We start from the raw sequence: 26,489 nt of genomic DNA, 5'->3' as shown, positions 1-26,489 counted from the left end.
GCTTCCGGAGCGATGATTACAGTGCCAGCGGCCCGGAACTGTTGAGGTTGTCTTCGTAGCGGTCCAGTGCAGCTGCCATGCGCTCACGGCCCAGCTGAATCAACTCCGGCGCTTTGTGATAATCGTAGCTGCGGCCGGCATTCTTGGGAATGTTAACCAGCAGGTCCGGCGGATACCCGGCAATCTTGTACTGCACCAGGGCGCTCTGCATGGTCTCGATGGTCAGGTTCATTACATCGAATTTGCCAATACCCAGCTTGTCCCAGTCTATGGTTTCGTGGTCGTCCTTGTGTTTCGGGTCGCCTGGTTTAATGGCTGGCCCGGTTTTCGGGGAAACATTGTTTGCAACTGCCTTGCTGATTTTGTCGACCGGTGACTCTCCCGCCCCGGCCTCTTTTCTGGCTGTGAATGTTTTTATGGCATCCCAGTCAAACCAGCGCGATGCTTTGTCACGGATCTTGTCTACCCATTCATCCATGTCCGTCCCGCCCTCACCGGTATTTTCGAACACGGCATCCGGCACCCGCCGGCCGCGGTCGTCTTCACCGCTGAGGTTCACGGCCACCACCATATCCGCATGGGACGAAATCGTCGGGATAATCGGCAAGGGATTCAGCAGTGCGCCGTCCACAAGCACACGCCCGTTGAGTACCAGCGGGGTCACAACACTCGGGATGGCCACGGAGGCCCGGATGGCCTGGTCCAGCGGCCCTTCCTGAAACCAGATTTCCTTGTGGGCCAGAAGATCGGTAGCAACTGCGGTATAAGCAAGCGGAAGGTCTTCAATGCGGGTGTCACCGATCATTTCCCGGACCACGGAAAAGATCTTTTCCCCCCGGATGGCACCGACGGAATTGAAGGTAACATCCAGCAGCTTGAGCACATCAAACTGACCCAGGCCGGTGACCCAGTCCTTGTAGTCTTTCATCTTGCCGGCAGCGAACACGCCACCGATCAGTGCGCCCATGGAACAACCGGAGATGGCAATGATGTTGTAACCCCGTTCCACCAGGATCTCGATCGCCCCGATGTGCGCATAGCCTCTCGCACCGCCGCTACCGAGCGCCAGGGCAACGGTCTTTCCCTTGCCAGGCTTCGGTGACACGTCGGCTTCCTTTCCCGCCGAGGATTGCGCGGCCGAAATGCCCGAACTGGTCACCACCTGCGAGACACCCCCGGCAGGCTTGCTGTCGTCATCCGGTGATGTGGTATCCGATGGCCTGTTCATTCCTTTCACCTCGTTATCACCATCACTTCAACCCGGTCGCCCTGGCGGTCCGGATTGGGTATTACAACCGCGGGCCCCACCGTAATAATCGTCTGACGGCTTTCCGAGACGCCACTTTTCCCGAGTACCTGGGCCAGTGATTCCGCAGCCTTCTCGGCCCGCTCCATGGATTCTTCCAGGCTTTCGTCTTCCTGTAACTCGGAATAGGCCGTCAGTATAACCCTGGCGCCGTCTTCATCGGCCCAGTCATTAATGATCCGCCTGTCCGAACTTGTCCAGTCAAACCGGAAGGTAATACTCCCCTCCCAAGGCACGACAATCGGACCACGGATACGCTCGCTTTCATTACCAAGCCCCGGTATGTCAGTGCCCTGGGGTAAGACCAGATGCTCAACCCAGACATACTCACGCTGGTTCCCCCGCGTCACGGTATAAACCAGGGTCAGCCAGGGCTGCCCGTTTTCATCAATGGAGCCTGCCACCAGGTAGTCCTGATTCGAATCCCGGCCATACAGCTTGGACTGATCAAATATCTGGTTCGCCCAGACATTGCTGCGTCCGCAGTTACGACCTGAGCATTCAAACAGTGTCTGGGCGCCACGGGCCTGCAGCTCCCGCAAATAATGGTTCCGGGCCTCTTCGCGGTTGGCATCCCGCTGCAGCTCGTACAACTGGCCCACACCCTTCACGGGGAGCCGGGCCATGGCTGACGAGCGGATTTCATCGTTTACTTCGCGGACCGGGCTGAACAGCACCAGGTGGCCGGGGGATTCTATGGTTACCTCCGTGTCCAGTTCCGCATCCGGAAACGGTTCCGGTGGCGGCACCTGGGCAGATGCAGAGCCTGTCCAGCCAAGGCAAAACACCGCAAAACACACTACAGATTGCGACAAGCGCTTATTCAGCATTGTTCAAAAAGCCTCTGACTGCATCGACAACTGGCCTGATATCCCCGTCAAGGTGGCAATGATGGCCTCCGGGGACGGTAACCAGGTCCAGGTTGGTAATGGCTTTGGTTCGTGAAGCCAGTTCGGGGCGCTGCGCCAGCAGACCGTTTTCGGCCTTCAGAAATCGGGTTGGCGTAACCACTTTACCCAGGCATGCCTCCACTTGCGGTTCATCCATCATGATCATTGAAGGATGTCGTAGCCGGCGGTCGGTGCGCCATACGTAACCATCCCCCTCGGGCCTCATGCTCCGGTCAATCAGCATGCTTGCCGCTTCCCGGGAGAGAGGGATCATCCCCCCCTGCCTGGCTTTGGCCGCAGACTGCAAGTCAGGGTATACGACATGCTTGCCAGAACCTGTCATCCGTTTTTCGATAGCCTTGCGCATCTGGCCAACCACTTCCTCAGGTTCCCGGCTGATGGGCCCCAGGCTGTCGATCATTACCAGCCGTCTTACCCTTTCCGGAAAAGCAGCGGCATACAACACACTGACAATACCTCCGAGGGAGTGGCCCACAAGGTCTACCTGGTCCTGTGGGCCTTGCCGGAAATGGGTTTCAACCAGTTCAGCCAGGTCGGCCACGTAGTCCATCAACAGATAACCCTGGCCCGGGGGCCGGTGCCCGGAATGGCCGTGGCCCGCCATATCCAGTGAATAGACATCTCTTGGCCCGGCCAGTTCCGGTGCCAGTCGGGCAAACGACAGGGCATTATCCAGCCAGCCGTGAATCATCAGTACCGGGCAGTCCCGGGTGGTCGTGGCGGCAGGCCAGTGAAGACCTGCAAGAGTGATGTGGTTTAATGGCCAGTTGATTTCCCGATACGTAACCTTGGCATCGGGAGGGGTATCCAGAGCGGTGTCGTTCATTGAAACGCTTACATGGTGTGAGTGGGTCGATCCGAGCTCAGTGAACCCGCCAGATAGGATTCGATCTTGGTACGGGCTGTTTCGTCGTCACCATTGAACTGTACGCCAATGCCGGCTGCGCGATTACCCTGGGCCCCTTTCGGGGTAATCCAGATAACCTTGCCGGCTACCGGGATTTTTTCCGGTTCATCCATCAGGTTCAGTAGCAGGAACACCTCATCCCCAAGCTGATACTGCTTCTGAGTGGGTATGAACAGGCCACCCTGCCTGATGTAGGGCATATAGGCTGCATACAATACAGCCTTGTCCTTGATGGTCAGGGTAAGAATGCCACTGCGTGCGCCAAAGCCAGGCCCCATAGTTAACACCTATCTCTCATAATGATGACCGGAGTCCGGAAACTCCTGATATTTCGCAATCATAGCAGTAGTTGTTCAATACTGCCCTATCCTGCCACGCCCCTGACGGCAAAATCATCCCGCGGCCGGGCGGCGTACCGGCATCAGTTTCTGCCAGGCAATCAACAACCGCCCGGCTTCCAGCTCCGGGTTGACGTTATAGACACCGGCGGAGCGTGATTCATGGATAGCTTCCAGCAGCTCATGAGCCCGCCATGGCAGGTTATGGCTGGCGAGGAACATCAGCATCTCCGCTGCTTCCGCATCCCGGGGCTGGCCGCCGGCGGAGATTCGCGCCAGATCACCGGCCCAGCCTTCGAACAGCCACAGGGCTCGCTCCAGCCCCATGACCTTGAAGGGTTTGGCGGCCTCGGCCACCGAGAGCTGGTCCTTCATGAAACGCCGGAAATTATCCAGTGCCTCGTCCCGGGTAGTGATGAAATCCCCAGTCACATATTCCAGCGCCAGGCGCGGCGCATTGGCCGCCAGGCCCAGGGCCTTGTGACATTGTTCCTCGGTCGGACGACTCTCTTCGTCCAGTTCTTTCAGTTGCCCGGCCAGCCAGCGGGCAGCTTGCTCCCGGCCCGGTGTTGCAATCAACAGACTCTGGCAGCGGGAACGGATTGTCGGCAGAACCGGCCTGCCACTCTCCTGCAGCAGTAACAGGGTGACATCCTCGGCCGGCTCTTCCAGGGTTTTCAGCAACGCATTGGCGGAATTGATATTGAGCTGGTCGGCACGGTCGATAATGGCGACCTTGCGCGCCGCCACCTGGGGCGAGCCCACGGCAAACGATGACAGCGCGCGAATCTGGTCAATCTTTATCATCCGGGATTTTTCCGGCGTGTACACCCGTATGTCCGGGTGGGTGCCGGCCGCAACCAGCTCACATTGCTTGCAGCTGCCACAGGGGGCGCCGCCTGCCATGTCCGGCCTCTCACAGACCAGCAACGCAGCAAGGGCATCGGCAAACAGGCGCTTGCCAACACCGTTCTCGCCGGTGACCAGCAGCGCATGGGGCAGTCGACCTTCGGTCATTCTCTGCATGAGCTTGTTCCAGCTATCCTGCAGCCAGGCCATTGTTGCTATCGACGTGTTCACTCATTCACCTTCAATGGTTCCCTTCCGGATGCCCCGGCGGTTGGCGATCAGCCTGTGGTTGCCGTTCGGCCTGTCGTTTCATGGTTGCCAGCAGCCGTTTCATCCTGGCAAGTTCACTGCGGGCACCAATACCGGGTTCCCGGCCATAGTAATGTTTGTTGATCATGCGGGCAAAAGCGGTTGCGGTTCCCGCCGCTGCGGGTTTTGCCCGTGCCAGGCGGAAAGCCAGTTGCGACGGCGTTTCCCCGTGCCGGACGGGCACCCCGGCGCGATCACAGAGCCGATGCCAGCGGCCGACAAGGCGGCTGAAAGGGTCCCGGCTCTCGTTCCGCCGATAGTGCCAGGCGGTAATCAGCCCAGCCAGCAAAAGGCCTGCACCAACAATACCGGCGGTAATGTAACCAAGCTCACGAAGCCCGATGCCCCCGGGCAAACGGGACATCAGATCCATCTGCGACTGGCCCTGGTAACCGACCACCCACCGTTGCCAGTGGTAGTTCATGCGATCCAGTTGCAGCGAAGCCCACTGAAGCATGGCCATGTCGCCGTAACGCTGGGGGGAAGTCCAGTCATTCTCGAGGAAGGACCCCTCCTCTGCCACGGCATCCCGCAGGCCGGATTCAATCCGCTGGGGGGCAATTGCAGCGGTAGGGTCCATACGCACCCAGCCCTGGCCCGGAACCCAGGCCTCGACCCATGCGTGGGCATCATACTGGCGCACAATCAGGTACTCGTCATCAGCGCCCGAATCACCACCCTGGTAGCCCACCACAACCCGGGCGGGGATGCCCGCGGCACGGAGCACAAACGTGGCCGCACCGGCATAATGGGCACAGAACCCCCGTTTTTCGTCGAACAGCAGGGCATCAATCCCATCCTCCGGCATGGCCGGTGGCCGCAACGTGTAAAAGTACTCCTGCTCCCGAAACCGGTCCAGCAGGTGCCGGACAATGGCTTCGGGGTTGTTGTATTCGTCGGCAAGATCCTGTCCGAGGGCCCTGGCCCTGGGATTCCCTGTTCGTGGCAGTTGCAGGTATCTCTCAACATTGTCCGGCTCAGCACCGGACACCCCGGGCAGGTCCTGCCCCGAGAGCGCCATACGGTATCTGACCGGGCTGTCAGCCGGCCGGTCGAAACGGAACAGGTCTTCGTCGTTGGGTTTTACATTGTCAGAGACTGCCCGGGAGTTTTCCAGGGCAAATGCCCAGGTCTGGTCCGTAGGCTCCATCAACACATCGTACTGGTTTGATTCCAGCTCGCCCACGCCGCCATCAACCGAGACCCGCCCGGGCCTGCGAAACTGCCGGCCGAAGCCCTGCTGCCAGGTTTCACCATCGAGGCGGTCCAGAATCAGCCCGCGCCAGTAGCGGTCACGATACGCCGGTGTCTCTCCGCCAAAGGTAACCCGGAACGCCCGCTCGCTGCTCTGGGCCAGGCTGGAGATATCACCGGGAGTCATTGAATCACTGATACCGGTGCGCGCTTCACCGGATACAAGGGGGACACTCCACAAGGGGGCCATCCGGGGGAAGAAGACAAACAGGAGCACGACGATAGGCAGGGTTTTCAGCAGCATCATCCCCAGGCGACGCCAGCCGGATTTCAGGGCCCCGGGAATTTCCGGTGCATTGACCACCTGCAACCCGACCAGCAGGAGCACAACGCCGGCCAGATTGATCACGCTCCAGTGAATCTCCTGCCGAAACAGGAAGTTGACCGTGGCGAGATACACCAGGATGAAAAACAAAACATAGAAGTCCCGCACCGAGCGGGTCTCCAGCCACTTCAAACCCACCGCAAGCACAAAGAAAGAGGCAGCTGTCTCAACCGTGAAGCGCCCCTGGACTGTGGCAATGTAAACCGCCACCAGCGCCAGCATAATGCCGGAACGCAGCCATTTGCCGGGTAACCTTACCCTTCCCGACTGGGCCAGCCAGCGCCATCCCGCCAGCACAGCGCAACTGGCGAGCAGCCATACCGGCAACCGGTCCCACTGGGGCACCAGCAGCAATGCAAAGCTGGCAATCAGCCAGATCAAAGCCTTGCCGGACACCAGCTCCGCCGTTTCCGAAACCTCCCGCTTAGCGCTCCGGTTACGAAAATACTTCATCAAAGCGCCGCCTCCCTGCCGGAAGCAACCGGGCGACCAACGCCCTCACCAGCTCGGGTACCATGGGGTAGCGGCCCGCCCTCCCGCGGCTGCTCCAGTCCGAACACTGCCAACGCCTTGAGGCAGCGGCTGGCATGCGCTGGCCCGGCATCCGGCTCTATTACGTGCCCCGGCAGGTTCAGCCCGAAACGGCTGTTGTTCCTGGAACGTTCCAGCACTTGCTGCGCCAGATATCCCAGCCGCAATTCCCTGTCGACACCGGCAAAGGCATCGTAGTCGAGCCAGTGCGGGCTGCCCTGCTCACCTTCCCAGTCCGCGATGACCATCTCACCCGTCCGGGCAAAGCGCTTCCACTGTACCCGCTGGCTCATATCACCTTCCCGCCAGGGGCGGAGATCCGCGTGATCATTACCATCGATGGAACGGGATTTTGAGGCTTGCTCTCCGTCCTGCACCGTACTGGCCGCATCCGGTGCCGGCAGTGGATTGGGATAGACGATGCCGGAAGTCACAGGCCGGAGCCAGGACCAGGCCCGGAACAAACCAAAGGGAAAACGGGTTTCAACCAGAATACGGTCCGGTTGCAGGTAGCCTCGCCGGTACGACGGCACGGAAAGACTCAGGTCGGATTGCTGGCCGGCGTGAATATGCTGTTGATTCAGGACAACGTCATCGCAGGCGAGGCTCAAAGCCAGGGTGTCGTGGCGTGGCGATACCGCACGCAGGCGGAACGGAATCAGATCCCCTGCAAAGCCCTCACCGGCCTGGATCAGGGTCAACTCAAGGCCGGATAGGTTGCGGTGAGTCTGGTGCATGGCGGCCACTGCAACCGCACCCAGAAGAAAGGTCAGCAGGTAGATCAGGCTGTTCTGGTAGTTGATGCCGGTGATCAGCATGATCAGCAACAAGGCCCCGAAAACAACCCCGGCACCGGTGGGCAGAATGAATATATTGCGCTGCCCGAATGTCCGCTGGTCTGAGCGGGGAATACGATGGTTCACCCAGCGTTGCCAGCGGTTGCGGATTGCCTTGAACATAAACGCCCTGTTACGTAACCGGATTGATCAGGCCCCAACTATAAACACGTTTTCGGCCCTTTACAGAAGAATACTGCAATTACTCCGATTCTGATCACAAATGCCACACAAACGGCTTGAAATACGGCGCCTGCAGAAGAATACTGATCAAAAGGAGCCTACTGACTGCAGTCGACTATCAGCAGCACCTCTATTTCGCGTCTGGACACGGCAAGAGGCTACGTCATGATACGCCGAACACCCCTTTATATTGCCCTGGCGGGTACCGCCGGCCTGGCAGCATCCATTGCGCCTCCCCTGGTAGCAGGCGTGCAATCCCTGTCATCCGACGAGATGGTTGAAACCTACGTGAAGGATTCCGCCGTTATCGTCGTGCCCAGGGAGCGCCAGAAAAGCGAAGCGGACCGCCGGAAAATCCTCCGTTCCCTGACCATATCACCCGGTGAGCCGGTGCTCACGGAAGCGGAAGAAGAAGCCTACCGCGAAGCCCTGGAGCGTTTCCAGCGTGAAGGCAAATCCGATGCGCTGGAAAGCGCCGAGGAAGAGTTTCTCCGCAGGGCCCTGCTGTTACCACAGGAAGAACTGGCCCGTGCGCAGCCACCCAGGGACCTCACCCCCAACATTCCGCCGATTATCTTCGGACAACAGGCGGAAATCCCGGACGAGCCTTTCACCCAGACGTTCCTCAACGATCAGCTGAGCCTCGGGTTTGACGGCCAGAACCTGAACTTCTCCATCGGCAACCCGCCAGGCATTGATGATATCCAGGTGCCCCATGGTATTGACGAAGGCCCGGTGAACCTGACGCCCAGACCCGGGGGCGGGTTTGATCTGTCAATTGAGGTGCCGGACCGGTAAGGCGGTTCGTTCAAAGTCAGCCACACAAACGAAAAGAGCGGCAATCCTGTAGAGGAGCCGCTCTTTTTTTGTGTCCGGGCAACGCCCAGACATAAAAACGCCCCGCAGAGCGGGGCGCTTATATATCAAGCTAAATATAGCTTTCGATCACTCGTGACCATACACAGCCATCTTAGTGTTACTGATGTGCAGGTTGTCGATACCGATAGCACCGATGCTTTCACCGCCGATAACGGTTTCGGCAACGTTGATATCCATCAGTACATCGTCCACATCTACACGGAGCACGTCGGTCGCTGAGGACTCACCGATGCCGTCACCCTTATACACATCCAGGCTCACGACTGCAAAGCCCTGTTGAGCGGCTCCGATCAGGCGAGCTTCTGTCTCAGAAGGATCAGTGGGATCTTCAGCAAACATCGCCGCCAACTCTTCTTGGGAAAGCGTCTCGCCACCAGCGTTGGAACCTTCAATGCTCATGCCACGGACACCAATGCCGAGGAATTCAACATCGAAATTCATCTCATTCACTGTGAACGCCGTGTCGATGTTCAGAGTGCCAGTGCCGGCCTCTCCCCCTACATCGTCGGTATCAACGCGGATATCGAGTACGCCAAGAAGACCCCATGCATCCATATTGGAAACCAGAACAGTATTCTGGTCGCCGTTGCCCTCAAGCTCCATGGAATCGGCCGTCATACCCCAGTCAATTGGAACCGGATTGCCTTCTCCATCTTCCTGAAGTGAACCAACGTGGATGATCGCGTCGCCATCATCAGCAATGTCGATATCGATTTTCAGTTGGTCAAGAAGGGCACCAGCTTCATTGGCATCTGCATAGGCCGCGGCTGATTCTGAGTCGCTAGTCAGGGCACCACCAAGTTCAATACCTTTTACTGAGAAGGTACCTTCGTCGGTATAGGTGAATTCACCAATGCTTACCTGGGTTTCCAGCTCGATGGTTACACCGGCCTGACCGGTGACGTCGCCCATCGTGCTGTCGTCCATCGCCTGCAGCTCTGCGTGAGCGGCGAAGGGTGCAGCGGCAACCGCTGTTGCCAGTGCTAGTTTCTTCAGGCCTTTCATATTGTTCTCCTTGATTGAACTTATTGTTATCCAGTTGAACTTTTCGTTTTGGTGTGAGGCCTTACCTCACACCCTCATTTAAGATTGTTTTACACTCCGGTTCCGTGAATACATTCACAAATTGTCACAAAACAACACAGAATCTTAATTAAGACAAAAAAAACAATTTAATATTAATCAGTTACCTGACCCTTCCGCTTCTTTCTTTTCGTCATAGAAAATCTGGAATGGTTTGTCCTGGGACATCGGCTCACCGAAGCTTGCCTCACCATCGTCAAGCCTCACCGGAATCAGCTTGATACCGGACACACCCAGCCTGTGCTCGTGCTCCAACACCAACGCGCGGATATTTTCGCCATCCTTTTCGACGCTACCGGGATAGGCAATAACGGCTCCGTGTATTTCCTTTCGCCGGGCGATTGACTTCAAACCTGCACGGTACATCAGTACTTTGATTTCTCCCGGGGCTCCGTCGGCATCTTCCCCAAGCTTCATTTCCTGCACTTTTTCCGATTTCATCACCATGAACGCCATAGGCCGGAATATGCCTGCCTCTTCCAGCTCATCACCGGCCTTTTTAAGCGCCGCATCGGTCATCTTCGTAAGGTGCTTCTGCGCAACCGCCACTACCGCAGCCAGATCCTTATCATCCAGCTTACCGTCGGAAAGCACATGGTCGTCCCGATCAATCGCATCCTGCCCAAAAGCAGACATCGAAAACGCAAAACCAACCACAAGTGCCAGAACAAACCGCTTACCAATACCGTTACAAATCTTCATACTGGTTACTGCCCCCAGGATTATTGTTTAGAATGCACCGGCCCTGTCCCGTACAGAGACAAGAACCCGCGACCTGCCGCACAGGCTACCGTGAACCCATGCAAGATTTTGTTAAGTATGTAACATCGTGAAAACATTAAGTGCGGAAGAGGCAGAACGCCTTGTTTCACAGATCAGCAGTGATCGTGGGTTTATCGACTACACCGATGCTGTTCGTCAGCGGCGCATCGTTACGGCATCACCATGGAAGTGCTGGCAGGTGCCCCATGAAGAATCCGCTTTCCGGGAGTTCATAAAGGATATTGAACAGGCCTGGGCGGAATTCTCGGTCAGGGACGATCATGAGGTCGCGGGCGGCCTCATGGGCACCCTTTTCTATGAAGCCGGGAATCGCACAGTGCCGGGATTCGCCGGCAAAGCGGCAACAGTCACCGGGGATTATGGTTATGTCGGCCTTTACCTCTGGCAACTGACTCTGGATATGTCGGGAACCCGGCCCCCGGAACTCCATTTCCACCCCCGCTGCGACAATGACACCAGGGACACGGTTATAAACCTGATCCACACTAAAACGGATACGCCCGCCCCGTTCAGAATGTGTCAGGGTTTCACCGCCGACCGATCCGCAGACGAATACCGGCATGGCGTCTCCAGGGTCCTTGACTACATCCATGCCGGCGACTGCTACCAGGTAAACCTGTCCAACAAATACACCGGTAGCTACCAGGGTTCACCCTATACCGCTTTCAGCGCTCTGTGCCGGGCGGTACCCGTACCTCATGCCGCTTTCATCAATGCCGGAACATACCAGGTACTGAGCATTTCGCCGGAACTGTTCCTGAGCATCGAAAAGGGCCGAAAGGTGGTCAGCAAGCCCATCAAGGGCACCCGGCCCAGGGACAGGAGCAGTGTCGAAAACGACCGAAAGATAGCCGATGCCCTGGCCGCCGCCGAAAAGGACCGGGCCGAGAACCTGATGATTGTGGACCTGATCCGTAACGACCTGTCGCGATTCTGTGAGCCCTTCTCCGTCTCGGTTCCGCACCTGTTCCACATTGAAAGCTATGAAAACGTCCATCAACTGGTCAGCACGGTGGAAGGTAAGCTGCAACCTGATTTCACGCCGTTCCGGGCGTTTCTCTCGGCCTTCCCGGGCGGCTCCATCACCGGTGCACCCAAGCGCCGCGCCATGGAAATCATCGACAGTCTGGAAGAGCACAGTCGGGGGCCTTACTGCGGGTCGGTTTTCAGCTGGAGTTTTTCCAATAACCTGGAAAGCAATATCGCAATCCGTACCCTGATGACGGATTCACAGGGGCAGATTCACTGCTGGGCGGGATGTGGCATCGTGGCGGATTCAGACCCGGATGACGAATACCGTGAGTCGGTGGACAAGGTGCAGAAGCTGATGAGTGTACTGGAAGCCATGTAACGCGAAGAAGCCATGCCGGGGCAGTTGAACCACCCCGGCTTCCCTGAACAAATCAGCCGTGGATATTACTGGCCTTCAGGAACTCACCTTTCAGCTCCTCAAAGGTATGCACCGCCGGAAACTGCGGAAATTCTTCAATCACGTTCTGCGGCGCGTGGAACAGAATGCCCGCTTCCGCCTGGCCCAGCATGGTGGTGTCGTTGTAGGAGTCACCTGCAGCAATAACCCGGTAGTTCAGCAACTGGAAGGCACGTACCGACTGGCGCTTGGGATCACGCTGACGCAACAGGTAATCGGTGATCCGCCCCTCTTCGTTCACCTCCAGCTTGTGGCACAGCAGGGCCGGGTAACCCAGCTTGGCCATCAGTGGCATGGCAAACTCGTAGAAGGTGTCTGACAGAATCACTACCTGGAACCGCTCCCGCAGCCAGTCCAGAAACTCTTTGGCACCCGGCAAGGGGTCCAGTTCGCCGATCACTTCCTGGATCTGTGGCAGACCGTAGCCATGCTGGTCCAGCAATTTCAGGCGCTGGGTCATCAGCACGTCGTAATCGGGAATGTCGCGGGTGGTCGCCTTGAGCTCCTCAATGCCGGTTTTCTCCGCAAACGCGATCCAGATTTCCGGGATCAGTACTCCTTCAAGGTCAAGGCACGCGAGTTCCACATTGGTCTCCTGGTCATTAAACGCCGGTAAGCCCCGCCTGGAAGAAGCCGGGGAATCAGAATCAGGCGCTATGATAAAAAAATCCGCGCAGGAATGCATCGTGGATATGGCCAGCTATATCGATAGATTCCGGTATTCCTTCAGACTACAGCCGGTTAATGGTAGATTTATCACACATTTACACCCCAGGTGATGCGTTCAATGACGGATATTTCACAGCTACAGGCCGAGCTCGAGGGCCAGAGCCCCAGGGCCGTCCTCAAGGCGGCACTGGCGAAGTACGACAATATCGCCATTTCTTTCAGCGGTGCGGAAGACGTGGCACTGATCGAGCTTGCCCATAAATTGACGGATAACCTGCAGGTTTTTACCCTGGATACCGCGCGCCTGCATCCGGAAACCTATGAATTCATAGACCGGGTCCGCGAACACTACGGCATCGAGATAGAGGTGATGTTCCCCGACGCCGCCGAGGTGCAGGACCTGGTCACCCGTAAAGGCATGTTCAGTTTCTACAAAGATGGCCACGGCGAGTGCTGTGGCATTCGCAAGGTAAATCCGTTGCGCAGGAAACTGGCTACGGTGGACGCCTGGATCACCGGACAGCGCAAGGACCAGAGCCCCGGCACCCGCAACGACGTGCCCGTGGTACAGATTGACGATGCCTTCTCCACAGAAGACAAGCAGCTGGTGAAGTTCAACCCGCTGGCGAACTGGAGCTCAAAGGAGGTATGGGACTATATCCGTATGTCGGAAGCGCCCTACAACAAGCTTCATGAAAAGGGCTTTGTCAGCATTGGTTGCCAACCCTGTACCCGTGCCATCCTGCCCGGACAACACGAGCGCGAGGGCCGCTGGTGGTGGGAAGAAGCCACACAGAAAGAATGCGGCCTTCACGCAGGAAACCTCATCGCCCGGGAGTAACCCGGGCCCGAGTCAGTAGGTGGGCAGCTCGATATCGCTGAACAGGGCCTCGATCTCGGCCCTGCTGCCCTGGTGGGCAACCGCTTCGTCAACCCGTTCCCGGGTCAGGTGCGGGGCAAACCGCTCGATAAAGTCGTACATATAACCCCGCAGGAAGGTTCCCTTACGGAAGCCGATGCGGGTGACACTGGGGCGGAACAGCTTGCTGGCATCCAGTGCCACCAAATCCGGGTCGGTCTTTTCGTCAAAGGCCATGCTGGCAATAATGCCAACGCCCAGTCCCAGGCGCACATAGGTCTTGATCACATCCGCATCCGCTGCCGTGAAGACCACTTTCGGGGTCAGGCCGTAGGCCTGGAAGGCTTCATCCAGCTTCGAGCGGCCAGTGAAACCGAACACGTAGGTCACCAGCGGGAACTCCGCCAGGTCCGGCAGGGTCAATTCCGGCTTCTTGGCCAACGGATGATCCCTGGGCACGATAATGCTCCGGTTCCAGCGGTAACACGGCATCATGATCAGATCGGTAAACAGTTCCATGGCTTCCGTGGCGATGGCGAAATCCACCGCCCCGTTGGCGGCCATTTCCGAGATCTGCATCGGCGTGCCCTGGTGCATGTGCAGCGACACTTCCGGATAGGACTCGATAAACCCGCTGATAATCGGTGGCAAGGCATACCGGGCCTGGGTGTGTGTGGTGGCTATACTCAGATCACCCTTGCGCTGGTTGCTGAATTCCTGGGCAATTTTCTTGATGCCTTCCACCCGGCGCAGAATTTCACCCGCTTCCCGGATAATGATTTCGCCGCCCGGTGTAATCCGTGTCAGGTGCTTGCCGCTGCGGGCAAAGACTTCCAGGCCCAGTTCATCTTCCAGAAGGCGGATCTGCTTGGATATTCCCGGCTGCGATGTAAAAAGGCTCTGGGCAGTGGCGGATACGTTGAGATCATGGTGCGCAACTTCCCAGATATAGCGCAACTGTTGTAATTTCATCTACCCTGTCGCTCCCCATAAGGCCCGGTCGGAACCGGGGCATGTATACGCTTGTGTTATTGTAGAAGAATACGCATAAAAACAGGATTTTTCATTCTTATTGAGTATACAGATTCCCTTCCACCACAGTTTAGACCAAAAAACAGAGAACGCAGCATGGTGACCGGGTGTTTTGTCTGTATGGCCCTTGACTTAACTGTGACAAAGCACACAATCCGTTATCAAATCATCCACCGGCATTCAGGGAAACAATGCTGCTAACCACCAAGTTCCTCAGACCAACCGCCGACCCCCGCTCGGTGCAGCGTGAGCGCCTGAGCGCCCTGTTGCAGCCGGATGGCACCAAGCGGCTGAACCTGGTGGTGGCGCCGGCCGGATTCGGCAAGACCACACTGGTGAGTCAGTGGTGTTCCCGCTCCCCCGGCACCGTCGCCTGGCTATCCCTTGATGAACACGATGATGAGCCCCGGCGTTTCTGGCAGTACGTGGTGGGAGCGTTTGAACACAATGGCCTTGCCGGCCTGGAAGAATGCCGGCTACAGCTCAGCCACTGCAGCCTGCAGGAACTGGAAGGCCCCATCACCGGCCTGATCAACGTCCTCGCCGCGGACGGTTCCCCCTGGTCGCTGGTTCTCGACGATTACCACTTCATCCGTGATCCGCAACTGCAGCGCCAGGTGTCCTATTTTATCGATTACCTGCCCCCAGGCATCCTGGTTACGCTTGCCTCCCGCACCGAACCCGCCCTGCCATTATCCCGGTGGCGGGTTCGTCGCTGGGTAGAGGACATACACCCCGGTCTGCTGGCGTTTTCGGAGGAGGAATGCCGGAAATTTTTCCACGACACCATGGGGCTGGAACTTTCCGAACAGGAAGTGCGAAAGATTTGCCGAAAAACCGAAGGCTGGGTGGCCGCCATGCAGTTATCTGCACTTTCCGGTGGCAGCATTGAAGACCAGAAATCCGGCGAACGCCCGCAACACATAGACCTGGATGAACGAAAGATCAGCGATTATGTGCTGACCGAGGTCCTGGAGCAGCAACCGGCCCCGGTCCGGGAGTTCCTTCTGGACACCGCATGCTGCCCGAGGCTTTGCGCATCCCTGTGTGATGCTGTGCGGGGAACCACCAACAGCCAGGCACTGCTCGAGCAACTGTTGCGGGAAAACCTGTTTCTGATCCCGCTGGATACCCGCAACGAATGGTTCCGCTATCACGATCTGTTCCGCGATGCGCTGCTGCAACGGGCCAGGCATTTCAAACCGGCGGACACCGAACAACACTGGCAGCGTGCCGTTGACTGGTTGCTGACCCACAGCCATGTCCAGGAGGGCATTTCCCAGATTGTCCAGCACCAGGACTGGCCCTGGCTGGCCCGGGTGCTTGCGGAGCATGGCAACAACCTGATCCACGGCGGTTTCCACCTTCCGGTTCTGAGCTGGCTTGACGCCCTGCCCGCCGATATCCTGCAAAGCAGCCCCCAGTTGCTCATGTTGAGGGTCTGGGCCCTGTTCTTCGCCAACCGGGTTGACGTGCTGGACCCGCTACTCGGGGAACTGGAAGACATGCTGGACAAGCGCGTGGCGGACTCTCATCCGGATGCCGAAGGGGCCCTTGGCCTGCAGAGCGAAATTTCGCTGATCCGGTCCTACCTGGCGCGCTCGAAGAGTGATGACAAGAACGCCAGCGATCTCACCCAGCAGGTATTGAAGGACATCGACCACACCCGGATTCCCCTGAAGTCGGTCACTTATTACGGAGTTGGCCTGGACTATTATGGCAAGGGGGATCTGGCCGCCGCGGAAGACGCCCTGAAATCAGCGGTGCGTTATGGCGAGCTGGAGCGCAAGCCCAGCACTGTACTCTCCAGCGGTGGTCTGCTGGCCTGGATCCAGTACAATCGTGGTGACATCGACGAGGCCCTGGATACCTGCACCCGGGTGCGGCAATGGGTGGACCAGCATCACAGCGACCCCCGTCAGCCCAAGCTGATTTCCTGCTGGCAGAACAGCGCACTGATCGAGATCTACCGGGAGCGAAACGAACCCCAACTGGCGGCTTCCTACCTGGCACCGTTGCTGGAGCACGTGAAAAACGGGACGGAACCCGGCCAGCATGTGATCATCCAGTTTGTTCGCGGCCACCTCGCGTTCAGCGAAGGCCGTTACCAGGAAGCGATAGAAGCCCTGGAAGACGCCGCCAGCGTGGCACGTCGAAGACGCGAGCATATCCTGTTCGAACCACCGGCCTGCTCTGCCCTGCTGGCTCGCTGTTACCTGGCCACCGGGCACCTGGATCTGGCCGGGGAATGGATGCAGCAGGTAACGAATGACCGTTTCACCAATCCCCTGAACCGGGAACAGAATCAGATCAGTATTGCCCGGGTACAGGTTGCCCAGGGCCACACACGGGAAGCCATGGCCACCCTCGCCCCCCTGCGCCTGAGCGCCGAAAAGGACCAGCATTTCCGTCATCTGGTGGAAATCCAGCTGGTCTATTGCAATGCGCTTTATGCGGAGGGGAAAACCCGGGAGGCGGAACAGATGCTTGCCCGGGCGGTACAGCAGGCCGCGGATGCGGGTTTCATGCGCCTGCTGGCAGAGGAAAGCCCCACTATCCGCAGGCTGTGCCTGGAACTGCCTTCACTGAAGGCACCGGGGCGCTGGAACACCCGCGTGCTGGACATGCTGCGTGAACAGTCGGAGGCAGAGACAACGGCTGTGGAGCCCCCTCAGGAGACGTCCGCCCCGGCGGACTCGGGCAACGATGAACTGCCGGAACCACTCAGCCAGCGGGAACTGGAAGTGCTGGAGCTGATCAACCAGGGCCTGGCAAACAAGGATATCGCAAGGACCATGGGCGTAGCCCCGACCACCGTAAAAGCGCATATCCGCAACCTCTACGGCAAACTGGCGGTGGGCTCACGCACAGAAGCCCTGGCCCGGGCCCGGGAACTGCGGTTGTTGGCGTAGCAATCCGTTAATGGGGGGCCTTGAATCCCTGCATTTTTGTGACCCATTTCACATTTTCGCCGATATTTAATGACCCACTACGCCCTTTGGACGATCCAGATACGCCCCCTCCTCTTTTATGATTCTTCCGACGCTGAGGGAAACCTCGGTAAGAATTCTGAAACTTCAGGCCTTCAGACTTCTTGTTCCGCGTTGTTTCGACGCCCGGGTTCGTAAAGAGCCCACTTTACAAGAGCCACCCGATTGGGTTGGCTCTTTTTTTATGGCTCGATGATACGCCGGAACGGCGGCAGCGCGTCCAGCAACAGCTGGCCATACCGGCGGGCAATGATACGACGGTCCAGAATGGTGACCCGACCGGTATCGGACTCGGTCCGCAGCAGGCGGCCCACGGCCTGCACCAGTTTGATGGAGGCGTCAGGCACGGTGATTTCCATGAACGGATTGCCGCCACGGTGTGTTACCCACTCCGCCAGGCTGGCCTCGATCGGGTCATCCGGCACCGAGAACGGCAGGCGCGTGATCACCACATGGCTGAGATACTTGCCCGGCAGGTCAATGCCCTCGGCAAAGCTGGCCACGCCGAACAGCACGCTGGGAAGGCCCTCGTCCACACGGCTGCAATGCCGGCGCAGCACCTCCCCTTTGGCCATGTCGTCCTGGGTGGTGATCAGCTCCGGGTAGTCCGGTGCCAGAGCATCCCGTACCAGCTTCATCTGCCGCCGGGATGTAAACAGCACCAGAGTTGCTTTCTCGCCAGCCCACAGGTCAGGAAGGCGCGACACCACCTGGTCGGTGAAACTGTCGTCCGTCGGCATGGCCGTCATGGCAGGCACTTCCACGGTGGCCATCTCCCCATAGCGGAAGGAGCTGGGAACCACCACAAACCGGCTGGCTTCCGGCAGGCCGGCCCGGGCCTTCAGGCGATCAAACCTGCCCAGGGCCGTGAGGGTGGCACTGGTGAGAACCGCGCCGTAGGCCCGGGACCACAGCCTTGAATACAACAGGTTATCCGCCAGCACCGGACTGCTGAAGAGTGTGATGTCTTCGGCATGTTCCCACCGCTGCCGCACCGCCCAGCGTGCCGCTGGGGGGCCGGAGCGCTTGTTCTGACTGGCGGGCGTGTCTTCCCCCTGTTCGGGATCTTGCGCCGGTTGGCCGGGGTTATCGCTCCAGGCCGCCCACAAACGCAGCTGATCTTCGGCGCGGCTGTGGAATGAACCGATCACCGGGTACCACGACTCGGCGGTATCCCGGTCCACATCGCTGGCCTTGCGTTCGTCGAACGCGGTCTGCAGTTCTTCCACCATCACACCGAGCTGTCGCGTCAGTGTTGCGGTAGCTATCCGGGCTTCCACCGCCAGCCCGGCGAGCGCCTCCGGCAATGCCCCTTCCGGGTAACGCCACTGGGCGGAGCGCCGTTCTTCGTTGAATTCCCAGCCGGTGTTCTGCTCCGCCTCCTCGTAGACTTTCGCCAGGGTGACATCCACCTCCCGTGAAGCAGAGCTGATGCGGTCGATGGTTTTCGCCGCCTGGGTGCCGGGGGTCAGGAACGGCTGCATCTTGCCCAGGGCCTGTGACAGCTGTTTCAGCCATTGCCGTGTGGAATTGAGCGGCACCGACGCGGCAAAGTGATTCAGGGCCTTGTCCGGCAAATGGTGGGCTTCGTCGAAGATAAACAGGGCGCTTTCCGGCTCCGGCAGAATGGCGCCACCGCCAAGAGCCAGGTCCGCCAGCACCAGGTCGTGGTTGGCCACCACAATGTCGGCGTCGTCCAGGTCCTTGCGGGCATCAAAGAAGGCACAACTGTCGAAATAACTGCAGTGGCGATTGGTGCACTGGCGATGGTCCGTGGTGACCTGGCGCCACACATCATCGGGAATCTGGTCCGGCCAGTGGTCGCGGTCGCCATCCCATTTGCGGGAGCCATAACTGGCCAGCATATCCTCGAAGAACGCCCGGGTGCCGGGCTCTTCCTTGCCGGGCCCGTCCAGCAGGAACAGCGGCATGGTGTCACTGTCGCCATTACCCTCGTCGTGAAGTCGCGCTTCCAGCCGGGACATACACAGGTACCGGCCGCGGCCCTTGGCCAGGGTCCAGGTGAAATCCAGCTTGCTGTGTTTCTTCAGGTCCGGCAGGTCCTTGTGCACAATCTGGTCTTGCAGGGCCACAGTGGCCGTGGAGATGACCAGGGTCTTGCCAAGGGCCCGGGCCACGGGAATGGCCGCAATCAGGTAGGCCAGGGTCTTGCCGGTACCGGTGCCGGCTTCCACCACGCAGGTACCGGCCGCGGAGGTGCGCTGGCCGTCGTTCTCGGTGATATCGCCCATGTAGCGGGCAATCTCGGCAATCATCAGGCGCTGCCCGTAGCGTGCACGGATATCCTTGCCAGCCAGCACATCCCGGTAGGTCTGCTGTATCTGCTGTTTGACGTCCTCGGACAGTGCCATTACTCGGGGCTCACCCAGTTGCGAACGACACCGACACGGAAGCGACGGCCATCCATACTCAGTTCAACCCCTTCCTCGGTAATCCGTTCAACGGCAATGCCGGAAAATGATTCACCGGGTTTCAGATAGTGATCGTTGATCATCACCCGCCTGGAGGATGGCTCGGAAGCATAAATATGACTGTTGAAGATAAGGTCAGGTACTCGTTTCTGAAATGACAATGGCAGCTCGACAAGGTGTGGTGTGCGTTCGGCGGTTGTATCGTTATCAACTGATTCGGAGGGATTGACCGCACTGGGTTCCCGGGGTGTCGGAACAATCACCGTTGGCCGCTCACGGCTGTCACCGGGCTGAGTTCCGGACACGGTCGGCACCGGTATTTCAATGGCATTGGCCAGGGTATCACTTTCCCTTGAGGATGCCTCCGCAGGCCTGACTTCCGGAATCGGTTCCGGCGCGGACTGCACGGGCTCCGGGGCCGTTGCAGCCGGTTCAGCCTCTGCAACCTGAGGGGCCTCCACCGGCTGCCCGGAAGGCTCCCCCGCGGAGAGCCTGTTATTTTCAGGCCAGAACGCCCAGACCAGAATGCCCGCATTCAGCACCAGGCCAATGGCTACCCACACCAGTACCGGCACGGACTTCTTCCTGGGCTTATGGATCATCTGGACCTGTTGGCCGAGATCCGGCACACGGCCCTGACGGCGCTCGTTTTCCGATTTTCTCAGAGCATCAAGGATATAGGACATGTCAGTTAACCATCCCCTGCGAGCTGAGCCGCGGGCCACCGGACTCAAGATCATTATTCATCTGGATAATGGTCATGGCACCGGCAATACCGTCCACCGTCAGGCCCTTGCGCTCCTGGTACCAGCGTATCTGTTCTTCCGCAGACATGCGGTTAACGCGGTTTTCCTCCTCGCGGGAATCAGCATAGCGGCTCGCCAGCTCCATCATCCGCGACCCCATCCAGATCTGCTCTGAAACACCGCCTTCCTCATCATCAATATGGGAAGGCACTTCCCATAACACGGTGAACTCTCCGTACCAATAGGGCTCCAGGCTGGAAAACGTCACTTCCCGGCGGCCTTCCGGCAGCTCCAGGGTGGCTCGATCCTGATCAAGACCGCTCAGCACCGCATAACGGTTGTTACCCTCGCCATTACGAAGTTTCAGGATCGCCGGCCGGTCCAGGTATTCCAGGCTGCGCCGGGAGCCCCGGTTCTCCAGACAGCGAAGGCCCTGCTCCTCGGCATAACGACAGGCCACGGGGCTTTCAGAGACACGGTATTCTCTCCCCCACACGCTGAACAACTCCCGGAACGCCTCCGGCAGGGACAGAGCGCCGGAGGCAAACTCGAAATCCTCCGCCAGGGTTTCCGGTTCCGGCTCACGCTGATCTTCGTCGAACGCCGGGCTTTGTTCTGGCAGGTCTGGCTGCACAATCACCGGCTGCAGCTCAGGCTGCGCCGGCTCTACACGCTGAATCTCCCCTGACAGGACGTCGCCCTCATCGCCGGCTGTTGCGTCGGGCGTCATCCAGCCCGCTCCCGGCAACCGGTCCAGTGCCCAGACCGTCATGATAACGGCCATCACAATACTGGCAGCCACCAATAACAGGTGGGCTTTTGCAGAGACGCTACCCGAGCGTCGCCGGGCCGGCTTTCCGTTCACTTCCCGGGCTGCGGTGCGGATATGGGCTGCCGTAATCTGGTGCTCACCCTCGGCATAGGCGCCCAGCAGCGCACGATCACTGATCAGGTTAATCAGCCTGGGAATGCCCTGGCTGGCACGAAAGAGGGCCCGCACCGCGCCGTCGGTGAAAATTTCGCCCCGAAGGCCTGCAACACTGAGCCGGTAGCGCAGGTAGGCCGGGATTTCTTCACGGCCGAGCGCATCCAGATGATAGCGCGCCGTAACCCGCTGGTTCAGTTGGCGGAGTTCCGGCAGTTCCAGGATGGCCTGCAATTCCGGCTGGCCAAGCAGCACAATCTGAAGCAGCTTCTTCTCAGCGGTTTCCAGATTGGTAAGCAGCCTTAGTTGCTCCAGCACCTCGGCGGAAAGGTTCTGGGCCTCATCGATCATCAGCACCTTGTGACGGCCGGCAGCATGGGCCTTGAGCAGATCATCGTTGATCAGCCCCACCAGTTCCTTGATGGTGGCCCCGACTTCGTGGGGGATTTCAAGCTCGTCACAGATGGAGGACAACAACTCCCGGGCGGACAGCCTCGGATTGAGGATCAGGGCGATATCCACATGATCCGGCACATTCTCGATAAAACAGCGGCTGACCGTGGTTTTTCCGGTACCGACTTCGCCGGTAATCACGATGAAACCACCCTGCCCCTGCACCCCAAACATCAGGTGCGCCAGCGCTTCCTTGTGGCGCTCGCTGAGGTACAGATAGCGGGGATCGGGGGCAATCGAAAACGGGGGTTCCCGGAAGCCGAAGAAATCGTAGTACATGAGTGTCCAGTCAGGTGCTCAGGCGGAGCTTGCGGGAGGCGCCATCGGGCTCCCCGGCCATCGCGGTATCATACCGCCCGGCTCCCGGGGCTGTCATCTCATGATGTGCCGGAATCCGCACTGCTTACCAGTCGTAACTCGGCGGTGGAACGGCGTTGCTCGGATTTGAGACGGCGAATGCAACGCTCCAGGGTTTTGGAGATCCGGGCATGGGAACGAATCATGGAAATCTTCGGCCAGGTGGCCCGCTCCCCCTGCAATATCATCTCACGAACCCAGGCCGGGTCGGGGTTGGCAAGCATCCGGCGGTAATCCTTCAAACGATAGGACGGTGAGATGGTCACATCACCGGAATAGCGCTGCCCCATGATGGTGTACATCTGGCCCGATATCTGGCGCAGTATTTCCGGCTGAACCCGCTTGCGCAAGTAATCGAAAATGCCCTGGCCATGGAACTGGATTTCCGATTTCAGCAGGTGCATGGGCAGATTGGCGAGATTGATCTTCTCATCCTGGCCCCGGCGGTTGAGAAAGGGCACTACATGGGGGTTGGTCTGGCTGACGATGGTGAAATTCACGTCGTACAGATGCATCAGGCGCTCGATCGGCAGGTCACTGACCACGGAACCGTCCACAAACTTCAGACGGGACATATAAGGCAGTATGTTGCCGTGAATGTCCTTTTTCATCAGCGGCACCGGCGGGAAAATCCCGGGCACCGCCGCACTGGCCAGCACCGCACTCCAGACCAACAGGTAGGGTGAGGTATAACCACACAGCAGTCGGGCTTTCTGATGGGTCTGTACCGGCGATACGCTCACGTTGATGGAGCGGCCGCTTTTCTGGAAGGCCTCTTCGAAGGTGTACTCCCCGATATTGGCCCGCAGGCACTTCTTTAACTGCGCCTGGTCCATCAGGCCGTCACCCCGCAAGGCGCTGAGTATTCCCCGCCACTTCCAGGCCTCGAGATTGTGGTTTTCCGGCACCAGCATCTCCGGCACCTCGGCATCACTGTGAACGCCGAGCATGCCGGCGATGATGGCACCGCTGCTGGAACCGGCGATCACCTGGGGCAACAGCCCCTTCTCCCATAGCGCCTTGATGACCCCGAAATGGAACATGCCAAGGGAAGCCCCGCCACTTAACAACAGCGCGGGGCGGCCATAACTGGTGAGCGTGTCCCGGAAGAACTGGAGCTTGTCGGCTACCGGAAAACCCGGCACAGACGTGTCGCAGAGGAAATCGAGGGATTCACAGACCTGGGTGATGTATTCCTCGATCAGGTGCTTGGTGCCCACACGGGAGCGGGTGTACAACGCTGTGTTGCCCATATTGCCAAGGTCATGGTGGAGTCCTTCCCGCAGGGCACGCTTCAGGCGTTCGAAATCATTCTGCTGGCGGTAATTACGCAGATTACTGAGGCGGTCGTAGATCAGCTCGTAATGATACAGGTCCGATGCGAAGTCTTCCTTCCACTCGACATTGCCTTCCAGAAAATCCAGCTCCAGGGCAGCCGCCTTCCACATTTCATAATTGGGCGCTTCCGCGAGCAGTTTGCGGAATTTGCGGATACGGTCATCGGCCATCAGGTCAACCTCCCTTGTTCAAGCCTGAGCCTTCGGTCAGAAATCCTCGAGCATCAGGTCTTCATCGTCTTCGCTGGCGAAGGGATCGTCCACGGTGCGGCCATCATTGATCAGATAGGCACGGCGCTGAAGATAGGCGTTGCGCACAAAGGTGTAGCCGTCACCGGACATGAATGCTTCCGCGGGGATCAGATCCGCCCGCTTGTCCACCACCTGCAGAGCCCTGGCGTAATACTGGTCCGGGCTCTCTGCCAGATCCCAGGCAGAGGGCAGTAATAACATGTCGGATGCAAAACCACTGAAGTCCCGGGGATTCGACGGCCCCAGGAACGGCAGCATCAGATAAGGCCCGGATTCAACGCCCCAGTAGCCAAGTGTCTGGCCGAAATCCTCGGGCCTTTCAGGCAGTTCGAACATGGTTGCTACATCAATAAATCCACCCAGGCCAAATACCGTGTTATAGGTAAAACGCCCGGCTGCAACCACGGCCGATTCGCCCTTCAGCTGGAAGACACTGTTGGCGAAGTTGCGGATCTCGGTGAGGTTGTTGAAAAAGTTGGTAACGCCGCGGTCCGCGAATCCCGGCATAACGGCGCGATAACCTTTGGCAACCGGCCTCAGAAACCAGTTATCAATGGTTTCATTAAAGCGGTAAACCTTGCGGTTCCAGTCCTCGTAGGGATCAACCTCACTGGCGGGCTCATCAAGTTTCTGCCCGGCCGTCTCCGGATCCGCGGGCTGAACGGTCTGCGCGGCTGCACCGCCGGCAAACAGAAATAGTGCAAACAGGGCGCCAAATACCCGGTGCCGGAAAAAAATGTCTCTCATCATCAAGCCTGAGGTTGTTAAACCTGTTTCAGTTCGTCGAAAATACCGGCGCTTTGCTTTTTCTTATTATTAACCCCCTTTTCAGGAGGAGCCCGATGCCTGTACCCGGGAATCTGGTCAGTACCATTACCATGCCTTTGCGCTGGGGTGACATGGATGCATACGGTCACGCCAACAATACAGTCTACTTCCGCTTTTTCGAAGAGGCCCGGATCGTCTGGCTGGCTTCCCTCGAGCTTGGCGCAGAAAACGACCCCGACGGGCCTGTCATTATAAAGACCAGCGCCACCTTTCTGAAGGAACTTTCCCACCCGGCTACGGTTGAGGTGAAAACATACGCTGACAAGGCAGGTAACACCAGTCTCGACACCTATCATACCCTGACCGATGCCAACACCGGCGAACTTTACGCGGAAGGTTACGCAAAGATTGTCTGGTTTGACCGTACCAAACGCAGCTCCATGGCGTTGCCGGACAAACTCAGGGCGCTGGCCGCAAACTGACGGCCACGCCCTCAACCCAACGTTCTATCGGCGGCGAACCACAACGCTGCCGATGGAATAGCCGGCACCGAACGAACAGATCACACCCAGGTCGCCGGAGGTGAAGTCACCCTTGTGTTTATGGAAAGCAATGATGGAGCCGGCCGAACTGGTATTGGCGTACTCATCCAGAATCACCGGTGCCTCGGTGGTGTCGGCATCGCGCCCCAGCACCTTACGGGCAATCAGCTGATTCATGTTCAGGTTGGCCTGATGCAGCCACATGCGCTTGAGGTCGTCGGGAGAAAGCGACAGGCTATCAAGCTGCTTCAGTATGGTTTCGGCCACCAGCGGCGACACTTCCTTGAATACCTTTCGTCCCTGCTGGACAAACAGTTTGTCCGGCTTGTTGATGCCGGACTCGTCACCCCGGTTGAGAAAACCGAAGTTATTACGGATGTTATTGGAATACTGGGTTTTGAGGCTGGTGCCTAGGATTTCAAAACCCTGGCCTTCCGCTACATCGGCATCCCGCTCAACCAGAATCGCGGTGCAGGCATCACCGAAGATAAAGTGGCTGTCACGGTCGCGGAAATTCAGGTGCCCGGAACAGATTTCCGGGCTGACCACCAGTACTGCCCGGGCGGTGCCGTTTTCGACCGCGTTGACCGCCGCCTGCAGCCCGAAGGTGGCGGAACTGCAGGCCACGTTCATATCGTAGGCAAACCCGGCAACGCCCAGGGCATCCTGGACTTCAACGGAAATGGCCGGGTACGGGCGCTGCAGGTTGGAACAGGCCACAATAACCGCATCCACGTCCGCTGCCGACTTGCCGGCCTGTTCCAGCGCTTCATTACAGGCCGCAACCGACATTTCGCACTGTACCGATGGCTGGTCATTACTGCGGTCGGGAATGTTCGGGCACATGCGTTCCGGATCAAGAATGCCTTCCTTGTCGATCACATGCCGGCGTTTGATCCCGGAGGCCTTCTCGATAAAGGCTGTTGAGGACGGCTGCAGGGGCTCCATCTCCCCGTTTGCGATCTCGTCGGCATGACGGGCATTGTGGAGCTCCACGAAGGCATTGAATGCCTCCACCAGTTCGTCGTTGCTGATGGTTGCTGGCGGTGTGTACAACCCGGTCCCGCTGATAACGGCTTTAATCACGCTCACCCCACGTAGTAGGTCGGATTTACCCATGAAGGGCACAATGAGCCTCAGGCGTAATCCGACAGAGATATGAATGCACCAATATTGGCCAAATACTAACACAGTCTCAAAGTTT

The 26,489-nt window shown here is 58.5% G+C and carries 22 protein-coding genes; 5 read left to right on the top strand and 17 right to left on the bottom strand.

From position 1 onward, the window contains the following. Window positions 1–16 precede the first annotated feature (16 nt). From HLUCCO03_RS04430 to HLUCCO03_RS04400, 7 genes are all read right to left on the bottom strand, one after another. Window positions 17–1,228 (bottom strand): patatin-like phospholipase family protein, encoded by a 1,212-nt coding sequence (locus HLUCCO03_RS04430; RefSeq protein WP_027832152.1) that lies wholly within the window; start codon window positions 1,226–1,228, stop codon window positions 17–19. 5 nt (window positions 1,229–1,233) lie between these two features. Next, a complete protein-coding gene (locus HLUCCO03_RS04425) occupies window positions 1,234–2,136 on the bottom strand; it encodes a DUF4892 domain-containing protein (protein ID WP_027832153.1) in 903 nt (300 codons plus the stop codon). After that, window positions 2,126–3,043, bottom strand: coding sequence for an alpha/beta fold hydrolase (locus HLUCCO03_RS04420; protein ID WP_036197502.1), 918 nt, complete (start codon window positions 3,041–3,043; stop codon window positions 2,126–2,128). Before HLUCCO03_RS04420 ends, HLUCCO03_RS04425 begins: the two co-directional genes overlap by 11 nt. Window positions 3,044–3,051: 8 nt before the next feature. Further along, complete coding sequence (locus tag HLUCCO03_RS04415) at window positions 3,052–3,402, bottom strand: PilZ domain-containing protein (protein ID WP_008171779.1); 351 nt, start codon at window positions 3,400–3,402, stop codon at window positions 3,052–3,054. 114 nt (window positions 3,403–3,516) lie between these two features. Next, window positions 3,517–4,521 carry a DNA polymerase III subunit delta' gene (holB, locus tag HLUCCO03_RS04410; RefSeq protein WP_027832155.1) on the bottom strand — a complete coding sequence of 335 codons (1,005 nt, stop codon included), beginning with the start codon at window positions 4,519–4,521 and terminating at the stop codon, window positions 3,517–3,519. A 31-nt stretch (window positions 4,522–4,552) separates the two neighbouring features. Continuing rightward, window positions 4,553–6,652 carry a transglutaminaseTgpA domain-containing protein gene (locus HLUCCO03_RS04405; protein ID WP_051603864.1) on the bottom strand — a complete coding sequence of 700 codons (2,100 nt, stop codon included), beginning with the start codon at window positions 6,650–6,652 and terminating at the stop codon, window positions 4,553–4,555. Further along, window positions 6,652–7,689: a DUF58 domain-containing protein gene (locus HLUCCO03_RS04400; RefSeq protein WP_051603865.1), complete on the bottom strand. Its 1,038-nt coding sequence runs from the start codon at window positions 7,687–7,689 to the stop codon at window positions 6,652–6,654. Before HLUCCO03_RS04400 ends, HLUCCO03_RS04405 begins: the two co-directional genes overlap by 1 nt. A gap of 225 nt (window positions 7,690–7,914) precedes the next feature. On the opposite strand from HLUCCO03_RS04400, the gene HLUCCO03_RS04395 reads away from it, so the two are divergent. Further along, a complete protein-coding gene (locus HLUCCO03_RS04395) occupies window positions 7,915–8,547 on the top strand; it encodes a hypothetical protein (protein WP_027832156.1) in 633 nt (210 codons plus the stop codon). Between the two features lie 147 nt (window positions 8,548–8,694). Here HLUCCO03_RS04395 and HLUCCO03_RS04390 read toward each other — a convergent pair whose 3' ends face one another. Together HLUCCO03_RS04390 and HLUCCO03_RS04385 are read right to left on the bottom strand one after the other, a co-directional pair. Continuing rightward, window positions 8,695–9,633, bottom strand: coding sequence for a DUF6160 family protein (locus HLUCCO03_RS04390; protein WP_027832157.1), 939 nt, complete (start codon window positions 9,631–9,633; stop codon window positions 8,695–8,697). Between the two features lie 177 nt (window positions 9,634–9,810). Then, complete coding sequence (locus HLUCCO03_RS04385; protein WP_027832158.1) at window positions 9,811–10,413, bottom strand: hypothetical protein; 603 nt, start codon at window positions 10,411–10,413, stop codon at window positions 9,811–9,813. Window positions 10,414–10,540: 127 nt separating this feature from the next. Here HLUCCO03_RS04385 and pabB point away from each other — a divergent pair, with 127 nt between their 5' ends. Further along, on the top strand, window positions 10,541–11,845 hold the full coding sequence (pabB, locus tag HLUCCO03_RS04380; RefSeq protein ID WP_051603866.1) for an aminodeoxychorismate synthase component I: 1,305 nt from the start codon (window positions 10,541–10,543) through the stop codon (window positions 11,843–11,845). Window positions 11,846–11,897: 52 nt separating this feature from the next. On the opposite strand, the gene thrH is transcribed toward pabB, so the two are convergent. Further along, on the bottom strand, window positions 11,898–12,509 hold the full coding sequence (gene thrH / locus HLUCCO03_RS04375) for a bifunctional phosphoserine phosphatase/homoserine phosphotransferase ThrH (protein WP_027832159.1): 612 nt from the start codon (window positions 12,507–12,509) through the stop codon (window positions 11,898–11,900). Between the two features lie 201 nt (window positions 12,510–12,710). On the opposite strand from thrH, the gene HLUCCO03_RS04370 reads away from it, so the two are divergent. Continuing rightward, complete coding sequence (locus tag HLUCCO03_RS04370) at window positions 12,711–13,433, top strand: phosphoadenylyl-sulfate reductase (RefSeq protein ID WP_027832160.1); 723 nt, start codon at window positions 12,711–12,713, stop codon at window positions 13,431–13,433. 12 nt (window positions 13,434–13,445) lie between these two features. Here the strand turns inward: HLUCCO03_RS04370 and cysB are convergent, their stop codons facing one another. Continuing rightward, the gene (cysB, locus tag HLUCCO03_RS04365; RefSeq protein ID WP_027832161.1) at window positions 13,446–14,423 is read right to left on the bottom strand and encodes an HTH-type transcriptional regulator CysB; all 978 of its coding nucleotides are present in this window, start codon (window positions 14,421–14,423) and stop codon (window positions 13,446–13,448) included. A gap of 251 nt (window positions 14,424–14,674) precedes the next feature. Between cysB and HLUCCO03_RS04360 the strand changes: the two genes are divergently transcribed. Next, window positions 14,675–17,395, top strand: coding sequence for a LuxR C-terminal-related transcriptional regulator (locus HLUCCO03_RS04360; RefSeq protein WP_027832162.1), 2,721 nt, complete (start codon window positions 14,675–14,677; stop codon window positions 17,393–17,395). 260 nt (window positions 17,396–17,655) lie between these two features. Here HLUCCO03_RS04360 and dinG read toward each other — a convergent pair whose 3' ends face one another. From dinG to HLUCCO03_RS04335, 5 genes are all read right to left on the bottom strand, one after another. Next, on the bottom strand, window positions 17,656–19,845 hold the full coding sequence (gene dinG / locus HLUCCO03_RS04355; RefSeq protein ID WP_027832163.1) for an ATP-dependent DNA helicase DinG: 2,190 nt from the start codon (window positions 19,843–19,845) through the stop codon (window positions 17,656–17,658). Further along, window positions 19,845–20,591, bottom strand: a complete 747-nt coding sequence (locus tag HLUCCO03_RS04350) for a general secretion pathway protein GspB (protein ID WP_027832164.1) — start codon at window positions 20,589–20,591, stop codon at window positions 19,845–19,847. The genes dinG and HLUCCO03_RS04350 overlap by 1 nt, the downstream gene beginning before the upstream one ends. A gap of 1 nt (window position 20,592) precedes the next feature. Then, window positions 20,593–22,308: an AAA family ATPase gene (locus HLUCCO03_RS04345; protein WP_027832165.1), complete on the bottom strand. Its 1,716-nt coding sequence runs from the start codon at window positions 22,306–22,308 to the stop codon at window positions 20,593–20,595. 98 nt (window positions 22,309–22,406) lie between these two features. After that, window positions 22,407–23,894 (bottom strand): DUF3336 domain-containing protein, encoded by a 1,488-nt coding sequence (locus HLUCCO03_RS04340; RefSeq protein WP_292016617.1) that lies wholly within the window; start codon window positions 23,892–23,894, stop codon window positions 22,407–22,409. Between the two features lie 36 nt (window positions 23,895–23,930). Next, window positions 23,931–24,722 (bottom strand): VacJ family lipoprotein, encoded by a 792-nt coding sequence (locus tag HLUCCO03_RS04335; protein ID WP_027832167.1) that lies wholly within the window; start codon window positions 24,720–24,722, stop codon window positions 23,931–23,933. Window positions 24,723–24,817: 95 nt separating this feature from the next. Here HLUCCO03_RS04335 and HLUCCO03_RS04330 point away from each other — a divergent pair, with 95 nt between their 5' ends. Beyond that, window positions 24,818–25,225, top strand: coding sequence for a thioesterase family protein (locus HLUCCO03_RS04330; RefSeq protein WP_027832168.1), 408 nt, complete (start codon window positions 24,818–24,820; stop codon window positions 25,223–25,225). A gap of 24 nt (window positions 25,226–25,249) precedes the next feature. On the opposite strand, the gene HLUCCO03_RS04325 is transcribed toward HLUCCO03_RS04330, so the two are convergent. Then, on the bottom strand, window positions 25,250–26,371 hold the full coding sequence (locus HLUCCO03_RS04325; protein WP_027832169.1) for a beta-ketoacyl-ACP synthase III: 1,122 nt from the start codon (window positions 26,369–26,371) through the stop codon (window positions 25,250–25,252). Between the last annotated feature and the right edge of the window lie 118 nt (window positions 26,372–26,489).

Source organism: Marinobacter sp. HL-58 (genome assembly GCF_001314605.1).
Lineage (GTDB): Bacteria > Pseudomonadota > Gammaproteobacteria > Pseudomonadales > Oleiphilaceae > Marinobacter.
Note: the sequence above shows the minus strand (reverse complement) of the source record. Positions and strands in the feature narration are given on the sequence as shown.